22 protein-coding genes are annotated in these 20,273 nt (G+C 38.9%); 15 read left to right on the top strand and 7 right to left on the bottom strand.

The genetic code is table 11. The features are described from left to right. Positions 1 to 171: 171 nt before the first annotated feature. The 5 genes from NU887_RS10800 to NU887_RS10780 all read left to right on the top strand — a co-directional run bounded on the left by NU887_RS10800 (position 172) and on the right by NU887_RS10780 (position 4,186). Positions 172 to 633 carry a YdeI/OmpD-associated family protein gene (locus NU887_RS10800; protein WP_258423377.1) on the top strand — a complete coding sequence of 154 codons (462 nt, stop codon included), beginning with the start codon at positions 172 to 174 and terminating at the stop codon, positions 631 to 633. A gap of 4 nt (positions 634 to 637) precedes the next feature. Then, positions 638 to 1,261, top strand: a complete 624-nt coding sequence (locus tag NU887_RS10795) for a hypothetical protein (protein WP_258423376.1) — start codon at positions 638 to 640, stop codon at positions 1,259 to 1,261. Positions 1,262 to 1,472: 211 nt separating this feature from the next. After that, complete coding sequence (locus tag NU887_RS10790) at positions 1,473 to 2,300, top strand: fumarylacetoacetate hydrolase family protein (protein WP_258423375.1); 828 nt, start codon at positions 1,473 to 1,475, stop codon at positions 2,298 to 2,300. Positions 2,301 to 2,409: 109 nt separating this feature from the next. Further along, the gene (locus NU887_RS10785; protein WP_258423374.1) at positions 2,410 to 3,474 is read left to right on the top strand and encodes a sensor histidine kinase; all 1,065 of its coding nucleotides are present in this window, start codon (positions 2,410 to 2,412) and stop codon (positions 3,472 to 3,474) included. Further along, the gene (locus NU887_RS10780) at positions 3,467 to 4,186 is read left to right on the top strand and encodes a LytR/AlgR family response regulator transcription factor (protein ID WP_258423373.1); all 720 of its coding nucleotides are present in this window, start codon (positions 3,467 to 3,469) and stop codon (positions 4,184 to 4,186) included. Before NU887_RS10785 ends, NU887_RS10780 begins: the two co-directional genes overlap by 8 nt. Before the next feature lie 61 nt (positions 4,187 to 4,247). Here the strand turns inward: NU887_RS10780 and NU887_RS10775 are convergent, their stop codons facing one another. After that, entirely contained in the window at positions 4,248 to 4,697 is a 450-nt protein-coding gene (locus tag NU887_RS10775; protein ID WP_258423372.1) for a D-Ala-D-Ala carboxypeptidase family metallohydrolase, read from the bottom strand. Positions 4,698 to 5,076: 379 nt separating this feature from the next. Between NU887_RS10775 and NU887_RS10770 the strand changes: the two genes are divergently transcribed. Both NU887_RS10770 and NU887_RS10765 read left to right on the top strand, forming a co-directional pair. Further along, positions 5,077 to 6,717, top strand: a complete 1,641-nt coding sequence (locus NU887_RS10770) for an acetolactate synthase large subunit (protein ID WP_258423371.1) — start codon at positions 5,077 to 5,079, stop codon at positions 6,715 to 6,717. Next, positions 6,714 to 8,111, top strand: coding sequence for an aldehyde dehydrogenase family protein (locus tag NU887_RS10765; RefSeq protein ID WP_258423370.1), 1,398 nt, complete (start codon positions 6,714 to 6,716; stop codon positions 8,109 to 8,111). Before NU887_RS10770 ends, NU887_RS10765 begins: the two co-directional genes overlap by 4 nt. Positions 8,112 to 8,247: 136 nt before the next feature. Here NU887_RS10765 and NU887_RS10760 read toward each other — a convergent pair whose 3' ends face one another. The 6 genes from NU887_RS10760 to NU887_RS10735 form a co-directional block, all read right to left on the bottom strand. Then, positions 8,248 to 8,886, bottom strand: a complete 639-nt coding sequence (locus NU887_RS10760) for a hypothetical protein (protein ID WP_258423369.1) — start codon at positions 8,884 to 8,886, stop codon at positions 8,248 to 8,250. A gap of 29 nt (positions 8,887 to 8,915) precedes the next feature. Then, on the bottom strand, positions 8,916 to 9,512 hold the full coding sequence (locus tag NU887_RS10755; RefSeq protein WP_258423368.1) for a hypothetical protein: 597 nt from the start codon (positions 9,510 to 9,512) through the stop codon (positions 8,916 to 8,918). 82 nt (positions 9,513 to 9,594) lie between these two features. Continuing rightward, entirely contained in the window at positions 9,595 to 10,005 is a 411-nt protein-coding gene (locus NU887_RS10750) for a hypothetical protein (protein WP_258423367.1), read from the bottom strand. A gap of 324 nt (positions 10,006 to 10,329) precedes the next feature. Beyond that, positions 10,330 to 10,587 carry a hypothetical protein gene (locus tag NU887_RS10745; protein ID WP_258423366.1) on the bottom strand — a complete coding sequence of 86 codons (258 nt, stop codon included), beginning with the start codon at positions 10,585 to 10,587 and terminating at the stop codon, positions 10,330 to 10,332. Between the two features lie 116 nt (positions 10,588 to 10,703). Then, positions 10,704 to 11,444 carry a LytR/AlgR family response regulator transcription factor gene (locus NU887_RS10740; protein WP_258423365.1) on the bottom strand — a complete coding sequence of 247 codons (741 nt, stop codon included), beginning with the start codon at positions 11,442 to 11,444 and terminating at the stop codon, positions 10,704 to 10,706. A gap of 8 nt (positions 11,445 to 11,452) precedes the next feature. Further along, on the bottom strand, positions 11,453 to 12,313 hold the full coding sequence (locus NU887_RS10735) for a sensor histidine kinase (protein ID WP_258423364.1): 861 nt from the start codon (positions 12,311 to 12,313) through the stop codon (positions 11,453 to 11,455). Between the two features lie 161 nt (positions 12,314 to 12,474). Here NU887_RS10735 and NU887_RS10730 point away from each other — a divergent pair, with 161 nt between their 5' ends. The 8 genes from NU887_RS10730 (at position 12,475) to NU887_RS10695 (ending at position 20,269) form a co-directional block, all read left to right on the top strand. Continuing rightward, the gene (locus NU887_RS10730) at positions 12,475 to 12,756 is read left to right on the top strand and encodes a GNAT family N-acetyltransferase (protein ID WP_258423363.1); all 282 of its coding nucleotides are present in this window, start codon (positions 12,475 to 12,477) and stop codon (positions 12,754 to 12,756) included. Between the two features lie 46 nt (positions 12,757 to 12,802). Beyond that, positions 12,803 to 13,222 carry a (4Fe-4S)-binding protein gene (locus tag NU887_RS10725; protein ID WP_258423362.1) on the top strand — a complete coding sequence of 140 codons (420 nt, stop codon included), beginning with the start codon at positions 12,803 to 12,805 and terminating at the stop codon, positions 13,220 to 13,222. Positions 13,223 to 13,345: 123 nt separating this feature from the next. Further along, positions 13,346 to 15,013 carry an amidase gene (locus NU887_RS10720; RefSeq protein ID WP_258423361.1) on the top strand — a complete coding sequence of 556 codons (1,668 nt, stop codon included), beginning with the start codon at positions 13,346 to 13,348 and terminating at the stop codon, positions 15,011 to 15,013. A gap of 119 nt (positions 15,014 to 15,132) precedes the next feature. Next, on the top strand, positions 15,133 to 15,720 hold the full coding sequence (gene kefF / locus NU887_RS10715; RefSeq protein ID WP_258423360.1) for a glutathione-regulated potassium-efflux system oxidoreductase KefF: 588 nt from the start codon (positions 15,133 to 15,135) through the stop codon (positions 15,718 to 15,720). Positions 15,721 to 15,723: 3 nt separating this feature from the next. After that, a complete protein-coding gene (locus NU887_RS10710) occupies positions 15,724 to 17,583 on the top strand; it encodes a monovalent cation:proton antiporter-2 (CPA2) family protein (protein ID WP_258423359.1) in 1,860 nt (619 codons plus the stop codon). Between the two features lie 29 nt (positions 17,584 to 17,612). Then, entirely contained in the window at positions 17,613 to 18,812 is a 1,200-nt protein-coding gene (locus NU887_RS10705; protein WP_258423358.1) for an MFS transporter, read from the top strand. 136 nt (positions 18,813 to 18,948) lie between these two features. Further along, the gene (locus tag NU887_RS10700) at positions 18,949 to 19,734 is read left to right on the top strand and encodes a carboxypeptidase regulatory-like domain-containing protein (protein ID WP_258423357.1); all 786 of its coding nucleotides are present in this window, start codon (positions 18,949 to 18,951) and stop codon (positions 19,732 to 19,734) included. 16 nt (positions 19,735 to 19,750) lie between these two features. Beyond that, the gene (locus NU887_RS10695; RefSeq protein WP_258423356.1) at positions 19,751 to 20,269 is read left to right on the top strand and encodes a nuclear transport factor 2 family protein; all 519 of its coding nucleotides are present in this window, start codon (positions 19,751 to 19,753) and stop codon (positions 20,267 to 20,269) included. Positions 20,270 to 20,273: the final 4 nt, after the last annotated feature.

Raw genomic sequence — 20,273 nt, 5'->3', positions numbered from 1 at the left:
TTATCTGAGCAGGAGTTCGTCGTTGTTATCAGGCAAATAATTAATAAGATAAATGCAGTTTTTTTAAAGTATTCCGCAAGTAAGACGCAAGAGAAAGGGACCATATTGATTCAAAATTGAATTTTAAATTCCTTAAATTTAAAGGGATTTTGATCAAGCTTCCAACCGACAATGGATAAAAGACCTTTGATAGACAATGATTACCTTCTCCAAAAATTCAATGGAAAAGGAGCTTGGACTTATGTGCTTTTCCCGGAAATCCCAAAAGAAAAAAGATTTCCATTTGGATGGATGAAAGTCAGCGGAAGCATCGATGGTTTCCAGCTTGAAAATGTTACACTAATGCCTTTTGGTAACGGACAATTGTTTTTGCCTGTCAAAGCAGCAATCAGAAAAGCCATCAAAAAGGAAGTTGGAGAATGGGTAAAGGTTATCCTTTTCACAGATGAAATTCCGGAAATCATCCCAGATGATATTTTGGAATGTCTTCAAGATGCTCCAAAAGCCTATCAAAGATTCAAAAGCCTTTCGGATTCCCAACAAAAAGAGGAAATCAATGCGATCTTAGATTCAAAAAAGCAGGACATAAAGGTTGAAAAAATCGTCAAGTTGATAGAAAGATTAAATTATTGAAATCATGCAAAAGAATTTCGTAGCCTTTTTCCTTTTCCTTGTACTATTTGGTGCCATACCCGTTTCCTGTGATATAATATGCCTTGATTCCTGTGGGTGTGGAAATAATGCTCCACCCAAAGACTTTTCCATACAGGATTTTAAGGTAACCGATTTTTTGTTGGGCCAAACCTTCAACCCTGATTTCTATTATCCAAAGGAGGATTTTTACAAGTTGATTGAAGTATCTGATTTTGAATTTCTTTCACAATATGAGCATTATATTCCTGGATCAGGTTTTATCCAAGTTGGCATCGCTTGTAGTCCTGCACCAAACGTATCAAAAGAAAGCATCACAGGAATAATGATTACGACCAAAAAACAATTTGGAATTTTACCCGAAGAAAACATAGAAATCGGATCTGACATTTCGGGATATTTTTTGATTTCAAATTATCCTTCAAATTCTGCCGAAACTATCTCTGATTATTTAAAAAGCGAGCCAAGGATTTATCTAGGAGACGGGCTGTTTCTGAAATGGAATTCTTCTTTGGTGGAAAATTTGGAATTGGTTTTTGATCTTAAAATCGAACTGAGCAACGGGAAAATTTTCGTTTTTGAAGACGAAAAAATGATGCTTTTGAAATAGGTGCTCTAAATTTTTTAATCAGATGCATGGAGATTTTAGGCTGGGTAAAAATTATAGATTTTGAGTCATCATCCTTAGATTCACCCAATATTCACCATCCTACATATTTATTTATCTGTTTAAAGGGTTAATCAGTATTTTCATCATTTTAACTTCCATGAATCAGTTATAATTATTTAACTTCAAATTCAAACCTAATAACCTTTGAACAATGAAAATTTACAAAACCGCTCAAGGCATCATCATAGAATCTGAGTCAGAATTTTTTAGATCCAAAGAAAATGACTGGAACACTTTGGTCAACAGTGAAAACCTTTTTCAAAAACTAAAGGAAGAAGTTTCTAACTCTGAAAAAATCGATTGGTCACCAAAGGAAATCACCGCACCTATCGGAACTCAAGAAATCTGGGCAGCGGGCGTCACTTATTTCAGAAGCCGTGAGGCAAGAATGGAAGAATCCAAGGAAAGCGGTGCGGCTGTATTTTATTCCAAAGTCTATGAAGCAGAAAGACCTGAACTGTTTTTCAAATCCACCTACTACCGCGTCGCCCAACCAAACGGTAAAGTCCATATCAGAAAAGATTCCAAATGGAACGTTCCTGAGCCTGAATTGACCCTATTTATCAATTCCCAAGGTCAAATAGCAGGATACACTATAGGTAATGACATGAGCTCTAGGGATATCGAAGGAGAAAATCCGCTTTATCTCCCTCAGGCCAAAAGCTATGATTACGCAGCCGCCATAGGTCCTTGCCTTTTTGTCCCCGAGAAGCCCATCCATCCTGACACCAAAATCCACATGAAAATCGAGCGCTTTGGCAAAACAGTCTTTGAAGGCGAAATCTCGATCAACCAAATGAAAAGAAGCCATACCGAGTTGGCAGGTTACCTTTTTAGAGAAATGGCTTTCCCTGCGGGTGTCTACCTGATGACAGGAACTTGTCTCGTACCTGATGACTCTTTTACATTACATGACGGTGACAAAATCAGCATCGAAATCGATGAAATCGGAACTTTGGTCAATTTTGTAGGCAGGTAGGCATTCATCCATTGAATCCTGCAATCCTGTATTGTGGGAATTCTTTTCTTGAGGTTTTTCCTGTTATTTGTACTACCGATCAAAGAACAATTGTCGGTAAATCGGTTTCATGAAAAAAATCAGACTGAATAAAAAACAACAATATTGGTTGTTGCAGATTGTAGGATGGCTTTCGATTGTTTTTGTCGAAACTATCAATTACACATTCTTTATTATCCGGGAATTTGTTTGGGCTTATTTCATCCAGTTTTGCCTTTTGGCAGTTTCGGGATTGATTGCCTCACATTTATACAAAAAATTATTTATCAAACCTGTTGTTTTCGAAAAGAGCCTTTCCAAAATTTGGGGAAAGGCTCTTTTGGATACTTTTTTCATCACATTGATCATGGTGTGTACTTTTTTTATTCCATACATTTTTGCCAGCCCGGAATTATTCTCAACCACAGATTTTCTGATCCAGTTTCTTGGACAGATGATGAACATAGCTAGGTATGTGGTAGTTTGGATCATTATTTATTACCTCTACCATATTCTGAAGCGAAATCAAGAAATCTCCCAACAGAAGCTTTTGATGGAAAACATCGCCAAGACATCGGAATTGGAACTGCTCAAATCACAACTTAATCCACATTTTCTTTTCAATGCACTCAACAGCATCAAGGCCTTGGTGCTTATAGACACAGATAAAGCACGGGAGGCAATTATCAAATTGAGTGAATTGCTTCGCTTTACACTCAACTATGAAAAAACGCCTCTTATCAATATTTCAGATGAGATCAATGAGGTCGTAAAATATCTGGAACTTGAAAAAATCAGGTTTGGAGACAGGTTAGATGTATATATCAACCTACAGGAAGAGACTTTGGACGCAAAGGTGCCTCCTGCTATGATCCTTACTTTGGCAGAGAATGCCATCAAACATGGGATTACGCAGCTTCCTGACGGGGGAATCATCGAAATCAATTCAAGTGCTAATTCCCACACTCTGAAAGTGGAGGTTTGTAATACAGGAGAACTGAAAGAAAATGAAAACAAAGGTATTGGACTGAAGAATTCGACCAAGAGACTTCAAAACCTTTTTGGGGAAAAGGCCCAACTTCTTCTCCAATCCAAATCGCCCAATAAAGTATCGGTGTCTATTATTTATCCATTGAAATATAAAAACCATGAATAAAAAATGTTTTTTGGTAGATGATGAAATCCTTGCCATCAAAGAATTGGAGACCATGCTCAAGGTTTTTCCGGAACTGGAAATCGTTGGATCATCCGACCGCGCAGCAAAAGCAGTAGAAATGATCAACAGCCTAAAGCCGGATTTGATTTTTTTGGACATTAATATGCCGGGAATGAATGGGTTTGAATTGCTTGAAAACCTTGAAGAAACCCCCAATGTAATTTTTGTAACGGCTTATGATGAATATGCTATACAGGCATTTGAAGTCAATGCCTTGGATTACATCTTAAAACCTGTAAATCCGGAAAGGCTAAGAGATGCGATCAACAAAATCCAAAAAAGAACCCAATCAGAGAAGGCAAATGAATCCGAAAAACTCGGCATAGATAAAAAGATATTTATCAAGGATGGCGAAAAATGCTATTTCGTTCCCATCAGAGATATATACCTCATAGAAAGCGAGGGAAATTATGTGAAGGTATATTTTGAAAACAAAAAAGCCTTGCTTCACAAATCATTGACTTACATGGAAAACCGACTGACTGAGGAAGTTTTCTTTAGAGCCAACAGGCAGTTTATCCTAAACCTGAATTTTATCAAAAACATCGAGCCTTACTTCAACAGCACACTTTTGGTAGAAATGAAAACAGGTCAAAAAATTGATCTCAGCCAAAGACAAAGCGTCAAATTCAGGGAGATAACAGGAGTGTAAAATTCAAAATTTATTAAGGAATCCTACACTCGTATTTTTCTTTATTTGGTTTAGAGATTTTTTAGTCAGGAATGTACCTTGTTGCTCCGTTTTCTTTGACTGCTCTCAGACATTGGCGCCGGTTGGCATTGAGATCAGGATTATAAGAAACATGGACCCATCTGTCAAATTCCTGGATCAACTGGTCGAAAACCAACCCGCTCTTTTTGATCCTTTGGTATAATTGTTCTGTAGTCAAATGGCCTACATTGATATCAGCGGCCATCCCAAAAAGGTGTTGGCTCGTTTTCGCTCCCCCTATCGCTTGATTGACTCTTGGGCACCTATATCCGCTGCTAGTAAGTATAGCCCTTTGAAGTCCATCTCTTAATGGTTGCAGGACGTTTAGGCATAATGCCCTAAGGTTATCGATAACAGCTTGGTCAGGGGTAAACTGCTCGTCAAAGCCAAGCCTAACAGCAGATTGGCTGGCCAACATTTCATCAAGATAAAAGTTTTTGGTAAGGTTCATAATATGATTTTGTAAAAATGGTGGATCATAAAAATTTATATTATACTTATAAATATAAAAAAATATTATTTGCAAAAAGTAAGATTAATTATAATTTTTAATTCAATTTTCACTAAAGAAACTAATTTAATTATTTAGAGTCAAAATACTGTTTTTCAATTATTTACATATAAAATCTAATTTAAATAAATTCTTAATCCAAGATAAATTTTCAATATACTTTGCCTATCCGAATAATGGCCAAAACATTAAAAAATCGATTAATGAAATTGAAACAACCGTTAATCTGACATATTGAATCTTAGGGGGGTGAAATTATTTTGGATTTTTTGTGGTTAATAACTAAGAAGAACAACTTTTAATTAACCACAACTATTTTATGAAAGCATCTGATCTTTTTGTCAAGGCATTGGAAAATGAAGGAGTTGAATACATTTTTGCCCTTCCCGGCGAAGAAAATCTTGACTTGTTACAATCCCTTAAAAATTCCTCCATCAAATTCATTTTGACTAGACATGAACAAGGTGCGGGATTTATGGCAGCCACCTATGGTAGGCTGACCGGAAAACCGGGTGTATGCCTCTCTACCTTGGGTCCGGGTGCTACAAACCTGATGACACCCGCAGCATACGCCCAGTTGGGGGCAATGCCCATGTTGATGATCACCGGACAAAAACCCATCAAAAAAAGCAAGCAGGCTAGGTTTCAGATCATAGATGTCGTGGACATGATGCAGTCAGTAACCAAATATACCAAGCAGATAGTCAACGGAAACCATATAGCCTCAAGTATCAGGGAGGCATTTAGAATTGCCATAGAAGAAAGACCCGGGGCTGTGCATCTCGAATTGCCCGAAGATATTGCCCAAGAGGATTGTGAATCACATGTCTTTGATGTGGTAGGCCATATTATCCCAAAGGCTGATGAAGTGGCTTTAGATCTTGCAGTAGATATGATCCATCAATCCAAAAAACCATTGTTGCTGATAGGTGCTGGGGCTAACAGAAAAGTAACATGTGAGGCATTAAGGAAATTTGTGGATGAAACAGGTATTTATTTTTTCACCACTCAAATGGGAAAAGGTGTAATTGATGAACGACATCCTCAATACCTTGGAACAGCTGCCTTGTCAAGCAATGACTTTGTTCATGCTGCCATAGAGGATTCGGATCTGATTATTAACATCGGACATGACGTGATTGAGAAGCCTCCTTTTTTCATGAAACCTGAAGGAAAAAAAGTAATCCATGTCAATTTTTCCCCTGCTGAAGTGGATCCGGTATATTTTCCACAATTAAATGTGGTGGGTGACATCACAGGATCGGTTTTTAAATTGGTAGAAAAAATCCAAAAACAGAAAGATTGGGATTTTGCCTATTTCAAAAAAGTTAAAATAGAAGTTGGTGAACACCTTTCCACCTATTTTCATGATGAAAGATTTCCAATGTTACCTCAGCGGTTGGTGTACCTGTTGAGGGAAAGATTAGATTCCAAGGATATTATCACCTTGGATAATGGTGTTTACAAAATATGGTTTGCAAGAAATTACACCTGCTACCAACCAAATACCTTGATTTTGGATAATGCTTTGGCTTCCATGGGTGCAGGTCTTTCCTCCGGGATGATGGCAAAAATGCTCAATCCTGACAAAAATGTCATTGCGGTATGTGGGGATGGGGGTTTTATGATGAATTCACAGGAAATAGAAACTGCAGTTCGCCTTGGTTTGCACCTTACAGTAATTATAATCAATGACCGTGGATATGGCATGATCAAATGGAAACAAGAGGATATGGGGTTTGATGATTTTGGGTTGGACTACAATAATCCTGATTTTGTTAAATATGCGGAAAGCTATGGGGCCAAAGGACACAGGCCCAATAATGACGCTGATTTTCAGGAAATATTGGAACATTGTTTAACTATCCCTTCGGTGCATCTCATCGATCTTCCGATAGATTATTCCTTGAATCATGCCATTTTAAATGTGATGTTGAAAGAAAAAACCGAAAAACTATGAACCATACAACCTTAAAAGTATACGCTCCATTTGACCAATCCTTTTTAAAAGAAATACCCCTTTCGGGTAAAGAGGAGGTTGAAAAGGCATTAAAAAAAGCAAATACTTTATTTGCGGACCGGACCAAATGGATTCCATCCTATGAAAAAATTGCCATTTTTGAAAAAGTAGGAAAATTGATGCAAGATGATTTGGAAGAATTGACAAAAACAGCCATCAGTGAAGGAGGAAAGCCGTATCAGGATTCAAAAGTAGAAGTGCTGCGTGCCATAAACGGTGTCAAAATCGCGGCGGAAGAAATCGGGAGATTGACCGGGGAACAGATTCCGATGGGATTGACACAATCTTCAGTCAACAGAATGGCATTCACTACACGTGAACCCATAGGCGTTGTAGCCGCGATTTCGGCTTTCAATCATCCTCTAAACCTCATTGTGCACCAGACAGTAACAGCATTTGCAGCAGGCTGCCCTGTGATAGTCAAGCCTGCTTCCACTACCCCATTGACTTGCCTGGCATTTGTTGAGATTTTGTACAAAGCCGGAGTACCCAAAGATTGGGTTCAGGTATTGGTCATGGACAATGAGGCTTCCGAATTGCTGGTTACGGACAAAAGGATCAATTACCTAACCTTTATCGGTTCCGCAAAAGTGGGTTGGTATCTCAAATCCAAGCTCGCTCCCGGCACAAGATGTGCCCTCGAACATGGCGGTGCTGCACCGGTAATTGTAGAGCCCGATGCAGATTTCAAGGAGATGGTACCCGCTTTGGTGAAAGGAGGTTTTTATCATGCAGGACAGGTTTGTGTATCAGTTCAGAGGATATTTGCTCATGAATCCATCGCCCGAAAGTTGGCTGAAGAAATAGCATCGGAGGCACAAAAACTTGTAGTAGGAGATCCATTGGATAAAATGACGGAGGTTGGGCCTCTGATTCATCCCAAAGAGGTCGACCGCATTGAAGAATGGGTTCAAGAAGCCAAAAAACACGGTGCTGAGATTTTGTGCGGCGGCAAGAGGATTTCTGCGACATGCTATGAACCGACCGTATTATGGAATCCATCTCAAGATTCCAAAGTATCAAAAGAAGAGATTTTTGGTCCGGTTGTAAGTGTCTATCCTTATTCCGACCGAGAAGAGGCCATCCGTCTCGCAAATGCTTTGGATTACCATTTTCAGGCGGCTGTATTTACCAAAAACATTGACGTTGCATTTGATACCGTCCAAAAACTCAATGCCACCGCGGTGATGGTCAATGACCATACGGCATTCAGGGTGGATTGGATGCCATTTGGTGGCAGGGATGCTTCAGGAGAAGGATTGGGAGGAATACCTTATACTATGAGGGAAATGACAAGAGAAAAGCTGATGGTGGTGAAAAGCAGGTATTTGTAAAATTGATTGTAGCCAAAGACCGTATTATTGTAATCATTACTGAAAATGAGATTTCTTCGAATTCATCCCAATTTATGCCAAAAGTACCCGTTAAGATTTTTCTTCATTTGGCACATTATTAAAATTCTGCAAAAATCTAATTATGGCCTAATTTGGAAATGGACCTAAATGAAAAACAAAAACCGAAAAAATAAATCAGGTTGGTCGTCACATTGACAATATTGTGTAAATACCAAAGGTCTAAGCCCAAGGCCGTATTCACAAAACTCATAAAAAAGAAGGTGCAGAAATTGTAAAAAAATATCCCAAACAGAATCCAAAATGCTAGGCTACTCATTATCTTGGAATCCTTTTCTATAACCTCCAAAATGCAGAAACAAGAAATAAAAGCAATAAAGATTTGTGTGATGGTTTTATAAACCGAGAAGAAGTCATTGAAGAATACCGATATCAACCATAAAGGAAGAACTATCATCCAAGCATTTATGAGAAGAAACTTCAATTTGCTATTTGAACCCAAATGCATCAAAAACCATATCAAAAATAAAGGCTCAAAAAGGTTGTAAGCATATCTCACCACATGATTTCCACAGTCGTTTTCTATTATGTAAAACATCCAACCTGCCAAGTCTACCGCAAATCCAACAATCAGAAAACCAATAAAGTATCTGAAAACGGAGCCGATTTCTTGGAAATAAAGCAAACCAATAACGAGAGGAAACAATACCGAGAAGGTGGATATTAACTGCAAATAAAAACCCCATTCCTGTACCATGATAGTATTAATCTGATAATTCCAATTTTTTAAGTTTCCTTTTTTATGAGATTCAGTTTTTGGGTCTTATAGTACTTCCAGAGACCAACTGTATAAAAACCATAAGTGATGATGTTGAAAACATTATGAAGGAACCAAAGATTTTTTGAAAGTTCAGTGTTCAAAAATGTTGCGATAAAGAAGGTACAAAAGCAGTAAAAAAAGATGCCGAGAAAGATCCAAAACATCGGTTTATCAGAAACAGAATCATATTTTTCTACCATTTCAAGCAATACAATTCCTGCCAAGAAAGAGAATGAAATCTCGTAATACAAATCAAAAACCAAGCCCGGGTAATATTGCTGGATAGGAAAAAACCATCTTAAAACCTGAAGGGAAACCCAAAAAATTGGAGTGAATATAAATAGGGTGTTGGCAAGCCCTTCGGCTTTTACATTTTTGACATAAGTTTTGATCAGGTAAATAAAAAACAAAGCCTCTATGAGTGAGTAAAAATTATATACGAACTTATTTTTATCACCTAATCCGATTTGATTAAAAACATACATGGTTAAATCAGCCAACAATCCAATAAATAAAAACAAAAAAAACAGCCGGATTTCCCTGCTGCCTTTTTTGAGAGTCAAAGCGCATACGAGTATTGGAAATAGAATCGCCAATATGGAACTTAACCTTAATAAATGTTTGAGATCAATATCCAAAACAGAATTATTGATTTGGGGGTGGAGGAGTTGATTTTTGGAGGAGTTCACCGGAACGTCCTGATTTCTTAAACTGAATATTTTCTCCTCTTGAATCGACCGGAACAAGGATCAATCTAATGTAATTTGGAACATAGGATGTTCCGTATCCAAAATAGTACCTCACATTTTTGATCCCGTCAATATTCAAAAAATTGGTGACATATCCTTCTTCATTCCCGAAATATGCATGACCATATTTCTGGTGGTTTTTAAATTTTGGGTCTTTTACATAATTATCTTTTAGCTCTTTAACTTTGCTTTTTGGTATACTTTTATCACGAAGATGTGTAGCTCGAGAATGGTTCTTTATAAATTGGACATAATTACTTATTCCATTTAAATCAACCCCAAAAGGGTCTCTTCCAGGTTTTATCAAATTATCCTGCTCCGGCTGAAGATTTTCAGAAAAAACGACATCATTTTTTGGATAAACAAAATTAAATTTCGGTTCGTAGGCAAGGAATAAATTATTCTGATCAAGGCAAAACCAAAACATTAGACCTGAAAATCCCTCTAGTTCAGAAAATTTCTTAAGTTTATTGTACTTAAAAGTTCCTCCTAAGTGTGTTTTATAAACATTTCGAAGGGTACCATCTTTAATGTCGGCAAGGTATTTACCTGCTTCTAGATAAGATATGGGTTCAGTCAAAAATGGTTTACGTCGCATAGTTTTATTTTATTTATTTATTTAAAATTTATTTCAAAACCTTATCCCTCCACAATCCTTCCCTCCTTTGCCAATTCTGCGGGTAAGTTGGAATTCGGCTTCTTTTGGTGAGGAGATGGTAATCGAATAGCTTGTGTCGGCATCGCCATTCACAAACCAATGGACAACATATTCTTTTTCCTCTTCAAGCTCAACAGTAGCAGCATCCGAATCGGTCAAAATGACTTTGTCATCGAGGTACAATCTCATTTTGCCATTGCCTATAAAAGTCGATATTACCAGCTTTGCCATACCACCAAAAAGAATATTCTAAATCTATCCATTGGTAAAGGAATCAGAAATCGACAATTAGAATTCGGCTGTTGATATTTAGAAAACGGTCTAATAAGACACGATTTCGGCAAGATCTACCGAATCACTTTTAGGAACTCTTCCTTCCTGCGCCTTGACACATCTACATGTGATCCATCCACCATTTTGACCAAGCCACCTTCGCCTTTGATATATTCTGTGATAAATTCCAGATTGATCAGATGGGAATTGTGTACCCTAAAGAAGCGGTAATCCTGAAGCAGCTGTTCACAATCCTTCAAAGTCTTGGAAACCACAAGCTTTCTTTTGTCTGACATATAAAAGGTCGTGTAGGTATTGTCCGACTCGCATCTGACGATGTCCTTGATCGCAACAAACAAAAATCCTGTCATGGTCGGCAAAGCGATTCTCGTCTGATTGGTTTTTTCCTTCAGGTTATTGATCAATTGAACAAGGTTCCCTGTTTCTTCCCCAGATTTTTTCTTTTGTCTGAATTTATCCAACGCCTTTTCAAATTCAGTTTTGTCTATGGGCTTCAGCAGGTAATCCACAGCAGCCATCCTAAAGGCCTTGATGGCATATTCTTCAAAAGATGTCGTAAAAATGATTTCAAAAGAAAAATGGTACAAGGTCTGCAACCAATCGAAAGAGGTATATGGGGGCAACATGACGTCACTGAAAACAAGATCAGGCTGAAGTCGGTCCACCATGTCCTGCACTTCCCCGATACCATTTGCTATTCCTACCAGTTCAAAATCTGCATGTTCACCCAAATACCCGGCAAGAGTCTGCTGAGCATGAATTTCATCTTCCAATATCAATACTTTGTATCTCATAAAAATCTTTAAACTTCAAAAGGTATTGTAATTATTACCTGCTTTCCGGGAACTCCATCCTCTCTTTCCAAAAATGTAAATTCGGCTTTGCCCGAACTCACCTGATTGAGGGTTTCGAACCGCTCCCGCATCAGCGACATCCCGAGTGAAGTCTTTTTAACTTTGGTCGAAAGATCAATCTCTGATTTTACATGCTGCTTTTTTCCATTGTCTTTGATGGTACAAAGGATATGGTCCGGGTCCTTTATCCCAAACTCCACTTCGACTTTCCCACCGCTTGAGATGCCATGCCAAATGGAATTTTCCAAAAATGGCTGGATCAACATCGGTGGGATACAAACTTCATCGGGATTGATATCAGACGTCCATAATATGCTGAATTCGAAAGAGTTATTCATTCTCAATTGCTCCAACTGCATGTATATCTTATTGGCTTCTATTTCATCGACCAAGGGTACGATCCTTTGGGTGGAACTTTCCAGGACATGTCGGATCAGTTGGGAAAACTTCACCAAGTAGCTTCCTGCCACTGCAGCATCTTGCTGATGCATGTAATGGTGGATGGAATTGAGGCAGTTGAAAATAAAATGCGGATTGATCTGTGCCCTAAGGGCCTTGAGTTCTACCTGGGCTACGGCGAGTTTCATTTCTGTTTCTTTTTGCTTAAAAAAGGACTCCCTTTTAGCACGGTAAAAAACAAATACAATAAAAGAGAATGCCACCACCACCGGAACCAATGCTAAAAGTACTGCTCTTTCTATCTGAAGGGCGGATTCATCCTGATTGGTAACAAACCCAAGAACAGAATTTTTGGTATATAAGGAATGGACCGAAAAAAAAGCATCCATAAAAAACGTGAGTTCAAACATAATTTGGATTTAATTCAAACAATAGAATAATTGGTAAAAGATACTCATTTTTTTGAATTATTTACCTATTGTTTTGTGTTTGAAATACAATTCTAAAATAAGGCAAGAAAAGCCCAAAATACATTAAATTGGTAACAACTGCACCAAACCACAACTACACCATGGAAATAATTCAAACAGAATCCGGAAACAAAGGTAAATTCACCGCCATCGACAATGGAATCCAAGCAGGTCTAATGACCTATTCGATAGCCGGTGAAGACAAAATCATCATCGACCATACAGAAGTCAGCCCAGCCTATAACGGTACCGGCCTTGGTAAAAAACTTGTGGTTGCAGGAGTAGAGTTTGCCAGGCAAAACAATATAAAAATCCTTCCTCTCTGCCCATTCGCCCGTGGAGTATTTGCAAGAAATAAGGACTTAAGAGATGTATTGGTTTGAAATAATTTATTAAATTAAAACCAATACTACACCAAAACCACAAATCATGATCAAGAAAGAATATTCAAACGGAGAAGTCACCATCACTTGGGAACCTGACAAATGCATCCATTCCAAAAACTGCGTAACCGGGCTGCCAGGGGTTTTTAATTTCGAAAAAAGGCCTTGGATTGACCAAAATGGAGCGAATACCGAAGCGATTGTCTCACAAATCAAGAAATGTCCATCAGGGGCTTTGGGATTTTATTATAACGATGAAGCCAGAGAGTTAGAAAGTGCTTCTTCTGAGCAGCTTGTAGAAGTAATGCCAAATGGCCCTCTGATGGTCTATGGCAATATTGAAGTCAAATTCAAGGATGGAAAATCTGAAAAGAAATTCAAAGTGACGGCTTTTTGCCGTTGTGGGGCTTCAGGAAACAAACCTTTTTGCGATGGAAGCCATAAAAAAATCGGATTCGAAGGTTAAATACCAAATAATACTTCCGTTAAATCTCCCTTTTGTAAACAGGTAAGTTGATTTTATTTTAATCATTTCTGCAAGGATCCCCCCCCCTCTTTCAGTGACCATTTGTTATCCTTATAAAAAAGAATGAAAAATAAATTTGGATTACTGATTCTCCTAGGCGCCTTATTTGGAGTTATAGTTGGCTTTGTCCTTGCTAAAAACACTTCATCTATTGGAAGGGAAGATGTCAAAGCTGCTCAAAGGCTTTTCAATCTGAACTTTAATGACGCAGAAATTGACACCATGTTATCTTACCTTGAAGGCAACCGCAAAGGATTTGACAGCATGCGGACTTTTTCTTTGTACAATAACCTTGAGCCTGCTGTTTCATTTGATCCCTACCCCTTGGATTTGAATTTCAAAACTAGCTCAGGATTGGTAGAATGGAAGGTAAATGAAAACATAAAACTTCCAAAAAATCCCGAAGAGATAGCTTTTATGGCAATCATGGATTTAGCCGGTTTGATCAAATCAGGACAGATTTCATCGGTTGAGTTAACAAAGATTTACCTTGAAAGAATAAAAAAATACGATCCAAAACTGCAGGCATTTATTACCGTGACTGAGGATTTGGCTTTGTCCCAAGCCCAAAAGGCAGATGAAGAGATTGCTTCGGGAAATTACAAAGGGCCGCTGCATGGCATTCCTTATGGAATCAAAGACCTTGCAGCAGTTCCGGATTACCCTACAACTTGGGGCGCAGCACCATACAAAGATCAAGTCATCAACGAAACAGCTACCGTGGCTTTAAAGCTGGAAGAAGCAGGAGCAGTCCTTTTGGGCAAACTTGTCTCAGGTAGCTTGGCAAGAGGAGATGTATGGTTTGGCGGGAAAACCAAAAATCCTTGGGACCTGACGCAAGGAGCTACAGGTTCATCTGCAGGTTCAGGTTCGGCTACCTCGGCAGGATTGGTAGGATTTTCAATAGGAACAGAAACACTCGGGTCGATTGTTTCACCCTCCACTCGATGCGGAGTGACCGGATTGAGGCCTACTTTTGGAGCAGTGAGCAGGTCAGGTTTTATGACGCTTTCATGGAGTATGGACAAAGTAGGACCGATGTGCAGGTATGCTGCTGATTGTGCCGTTGTATATGATTATATCCGCGGGCAGGATGGCAAGGACCGCTCTGTCCAAAATGTCAGCTTTGAATTGTTAAGTGAAGCAGACTTGAAAGACCTAAAGGTCGGTTACTTCTACAGCCAATTTGAATCGGATACTTCTTCAAACCATATCCATAACCAACGGACTTTGGAAGAATTTAGAAAAATGGGGATTAACCTGGGAAAAGTAGAATTGCCAAAGGATTATCCTTTCAACGTATTTGATATCATTCTCCGAGCTGAATCGGGAGCATTTTTTGATCAATTGATTTTGTCTGGAAGAGATAGCTTGATGGTAGAGCAAGACAAAGGTTCAAGGGCAAATTCCCTTCGTCAGTCCAGGTTTATTCCTGCTGTAGAATACCTTCAGGCAAACCGGCATAGAAGGATGCTAATTGAAGAAATGCACAGGCTGATTAAAGATTATGATGTCGTTATCTCTCCTACTTTTGGAGGAAGGCAGATGCTCATCACCAACCTTACAGGTCATCCTGTAATCAGTGTACCAAATGGATTTGATAAAAAAGGAAGGCCGACAAGCATCACTTTGGTAGGCAATTATTTTGACGAAGCCAAAATCCTTGCTTTGGCCGAGGCATACCAAAAACGATATCAGTATCATGGAAAGGTCCCTAAGGGGCTTAATTGATGAATTGAATTCGAGTCGGATATTTAATGGATTAAGACTTTGATGAACTATGTTGCTTGGCCAAATCGTGGTTTGGAAATTTTCCAAATGAGAATACCGGAATTTTGTTTTTAATAAATATGAAAAAAGTACTGATCTTATTGGCACATCCAAAATACGAGCATTCAGTGGTGACTCAAACTTTGGTCAATGCGGTTTCAAATCTTGAAAATGTCGAAATCAGGGACTTATATGAATTGTATCCAGATTTTAACATTGATGTTCAGACTGAGCAAGAAACCCTGATTATGGCTGATATCATCATCTGGCAACATCCGGTCTATTGGTATTCAGCTCCACCATTACTCAAGCAATGGATTGATTTGGTTTTGGAATTTGGATGGGCCTATGGACCAGGAGGAGTATTTCTAAAAGGAAAATACATACTCAACGCAGTGAGTTCGGGCGGTGCCAAGGATGCATATTCTAAAGAAGGTAAACACGGATTTACTATTAAGGAATTTTTCTTGCCTTTTTATCAGACAGCCAAACTTTGTAACATGACTTACCTTCCGCCATTTCAAGTCAATGGTACCCACAAAATAATTAATGAAGAATTGAAATCTGTCGGTGAAACTTACCGAAGATTGCTGATCTTTCTTCGTGATTCCACATCAATTTCTGAGGAAATAATATCGATGGACAGTTTGAACCAACTTAGCATATAAGCCATGGAAGACAGTTTTTTATTTCAAGCCATCATCTATCTGGCAGCAGCAATCATCTGCGTTCCTATAGCCAAAAAATTAGGGATGGGATCTGTATTGGGTTATTTATTGGCAGGAATCATCATCGGACCTTATGTCCTTGAGTTTATTGGGGAGGAAGGGGAAGACATCATGCATTTTGCGGAATTTGGCGTGGTCATGATGCTTTTTCTAATAGGTCTGGAATTAGAACCTGCCAAACTCTGGCAAATGCGCGCCATGATTACAAGGATCGGATTGTCTCAAGTTTTGCTTACAACAGTGGCTTTTTTTGGGATCATGGTTGGTTTTGGATTTTCATGGCAAGTGTCGCTGGCTGTTTCTATGTCCCTATCCCTTTCCTCTACTGCGATAGTATTGCAGTCTTTAAAAGAAAAAAACCAATTGGATTCCGCAGCCGGAAAAAACTCTTTTGCGGTTCTTCTGATGCAGGACATTGCGGTGATTCCGATGTTGGCTATCATTCCATTGTTGGTGGTCGCAGGCGAAGCCCTATCAAGTGATCATCATGGAAGTCCTGTCGAGCAGTTTGCCGGATGGATTCAGACCTTATTCGTAATCGGCGCAGTGGGTTTGGTGGTCTTGTTGGGTAGGTATGCTTTTGTACCAATATTGAGGATCATCGCAAGAACACGGTTGAGAGAGTTGTTTGTTGCCTCAGCCTTGCTAATCGTGGTCGGCATCGCCTTTCTGATGGAATTGGTAGGCCTCAGTCCTGCTTTGGGTACTTTTTTGGCAGGAGTTGTTTTGGCCAATTCAGAATTCAAACATGAATTGGAAAGTGATTTGGATCCCTTCAAGGGATTGTTGTTGGGATTGTTTTTCATCGCAGTCGGTGCATCCATCAATTTTGGACTGATCGGCGAAAATGCAGGTTTGATCATTTCCATCACTTTGGGGATCCTTTTGATCAAAACATTGATTTTGATCGGAATCGGCAAATACGCGAGACTCAGTTTGGACCAAAACCTTATCTTTTCGATAGACCTAAGTCAGGTGGGTGAGTTTTCTTTTGTGACTTATTCATTTGCGAGTCAGCTACAAATTTTGGACAAACCCACCACCGAAATGCTCATGGCCATTACTGCCATCAGTATGACAGTAACTCCTCTATTAATATTATTGAACGAAAAATTGATCCTTCCCCGGGTTGGAACTTTGGAAAAAGAGGAAAAAGAAGCAGATACAGTTGAGGAAAAACACAGCGTGATCATCGTCGGCTTTTCACATTTTGGAAGCACCATCGGGAGATTTCTCCGAGCCAACGGTGTAAAGGCGACTATTTTGGACAATGATTCTGATAGGGTGGACCTTTTAAGAAAAATGGGATTTAAGGTGTATTACGGAGATGCCACACGGGCAGATTTGTTGGAAGCTGCAGGGGCCCACGATGCCAAAATCCTCATTTCTGCCATAGACAGCCCCGAAACCAATTACCTATTGGTCGAGATGGTAAAGAAACATTTCCCAAATCTGGAAATGATGATCCGTGCAAAAAACAGAGTGGATGCATTCGAATTGATGGAAATGGATGTACCCAATATTTATAGGGAACATCTGGATACATCGATCAGGTTAGGAAAGGAAGTCCTGACAAAACTTGGTTTTCGGTCCCATACTGTCCACCGCTTGGGGCAAAGTTTCCTGAAATATGATGAATCAGCTTTAAGTGAATTGGTCAAAGTAAAACACGACCAAAAAGAATATATTTCCGCAGTAAGGAGACAGATTGAAATGCAGGAGGCATTACTTTCATCTGAACTCCATAGAAAGTTCACACTCAACGACCATGCATGGGACTCAGAAGTGATGAAAGGAAAGTGATTTTCTTAAAAAGAAGTCTATACTTGTAGATGAAAAAAATCCTGCCGCTGATTGTCCTCTCACAGTTTTTGAGTACTTCGCTTTGGTTTGCAGGAAATGCAGTGTTACCCGATTTCGCAAAGGAAATCAAGCTTGCGCCGGAATACCTTGGTCACTTGACAAGTGCAGTGCAGTTTGGATTTATCGCAGGTACTTTGGTTTTCTCCATTCTGACTGTCGCAGACAAATTCTCCCCATCTTGGGTGTTTTTTTGCAGTTCGGTGGTAGCATCTGCATTTAACTTTGCTATCCGAATCGAGGATATCAGTGCCTTGGAAATTTTGCTTTTCAGGTTCGGAACCGGATTTTTTCTTGCGGGGATATATCCGGTAGGAATGAAAATTGCCTCAGATTATTTCCAAAAAGGATTAGGCAAATCTTTGGGTTTTTTGATTGGAGCCTTGGTTTTGGGAACTGCTTTTCCTCACTTGGTAAGAAGTTTTCTGGATCCGCTTCCCTGGAGATATGTAATTGACGCCACTACAGTCTTGGCTTTGATTGGTGGGTTGACAATCGTTGCATTCGTACCAAACGGCCCATACCGGAAAAAAAGCCATGGTTTTGATTTCACTGTTTTCTTTAAAGTTTTTAAAACTAAATCAATCCGATCAGCGGCCTATGGGTATTTTGGGCATATGTGGGAATTGTATGCTTTTTGGGCTTTTTTGCCCTTCATCCTTCAGTATTATAATTCAATCCATGAATTGCAATTGGATGCTGCGTTTTGGTCGTTTACGATTATTGCTGTTGGTGCAATATCATGTAGTGTAGCGGGAATATTGTCAGGGAAATTCACTCCAAAAGCAATAGCCTCCTTTGCACTTGCCTTATCGGGGATCTGTAGCTTTATTTCTCCGTTGCTTGTTTTTCAAGATTCTCAGGGAGTGCTGTTGGTATTTTTGATTGTTTGGGGATTGGCGGTCACGGCGGATTCACCGATGTTTTCGACCATGGTCGCCCAAAATGCACCTGAGGCAACACGAGGAACCTCCCTGACAATTGTCAACAGTGTCGGCTTTGGCATCACGATCATCAGCATTCAGCTCCTCAATTTCCTTTCCCTCCACCTTGATCCCATCTATTTATTTCCGGTTTTGGGACTTGGTCCATTTTTAGGATTGTTGGGATTGGGATTCGGTTCAAACCTTATCTCAAAAAAGAGACACTCTAAGCAAAATATAAATATCTAATTTTTGCCAAAAATATTATTTTTTATATTTTCATAATTTAATCCACAAACTTTTTAGTCTGAAATTTTATATATTTCATACTTTTATTTCTATTTGTAAATAGATATAACCACAACCAAAATCTTATAAAACATTTATGAAAAAGAATCTAAATTCAATTTTTAAGGCTGCATTTATTGCACTTAGTATTTTTTCTGCAGCTTTTATTTCTTCATGTTCTGATGATAATGACACTCCGTCTATTCCTACCAAAGGTACTTTGTTAGGAAATATCCAGACTTTTGATGACAAGTTAATAATCACTAATGATGCCGGGGGAGTGACAATTACAGCTTCCAACCTTACAGGTCAAACATTCACAGCAACTGCTGACAACACCGGAAGGTATACTTTCAATGACCTCCCCTATGACAGTTACCAGTTTGAAATCAGCAAATCCGGCTATGGAACTTTGAAGGTTTTTGGAATTTCTCATGTCTATGTTAAAGATGTAATCTCTACTGTGGTTCAAAATATTCCTTTTGGAAAAAATTCCACAACCACCGTAACAGGATTGACATTCAGTGAGTTTTTATTAAATGGTGAAGTCGGTGTAAGTTTTGATTATAATTTATCACCTGTACCAACTTCCTCCAACAAAGCTTTTGTCCGCTACTTTTTAGGTCCATTTGCAGATGTTTCCAACACCAAATTTACGGCGAGAAGTGAGGTTTTGAGTTTTTCGAGTTTGAGTGCCAATACAGGATTTACCAAAGAAAAGCTGTTGGAAATGGGCTTTACAGCCGGACAGACAGTTTATGTCAGGATGTATGGCGATTCCTTCATATCCAACAATTGGGAGGACCCGACCTCAGGCGTTGAAGTATTTCCCAATATCAACCCCACCACTGTAGCAGCAGTTTCATTTGTAGTCCCAAATTGATTTCCAGCTAAGGACTATGAATTTCAAATTTCCATATTTCATCCTTGTTTGCTCTATATACATTTTGATGGGTTGTGGCAATAATCAAGAAGCTGAGATAAAAAACGTCGTAGAAGGATTTTACTCAGGTTATGACGGCAACTTCCGAACAGCTGATACTGTAATGATTTCAAAGGAATTACAGAATTTGATCAGTAAGGCAATTGAGAAGGAAATCTATGAAGCCAAAAAAATGAAAGAAAGTGACTTTCCCACCGACAAACCGATGATGATCGAAGGGGATGTTTTTACAAGTCTTTATGAAGGTCATAACAGTGCAAGTATCGAAGAAATATCTATGGAAGGACAAGTTGCCCATGTTAAAATAATATTTCAAAATACCGCATATAACCACATTTGGTCAGATCAAATAATCCTGATCAAAGAAAATAACACATGGAAAATTGATAATGTCGTATACGAAGGGCAACAGCAGGATTTCCCCGACCTACAATCCAATCTCAAAAGGCTGATTGATTATAAATCAGACAATTAGTGTA

Origin of the sequence: Aquiflexum gelatinilyticum, assembly GCF_024741135.1 — a bacterium.
Lineage (GTDB): Bacteria > Bacteroidota > Bacteroidia > Cytophagales > Cyclobacteriaceae > Cognataquiflexum > Cognataquiflexum gelatinilyticum.
This window is presented reverse-complemented; position numbering and strand designations above follow the sequence as displayed.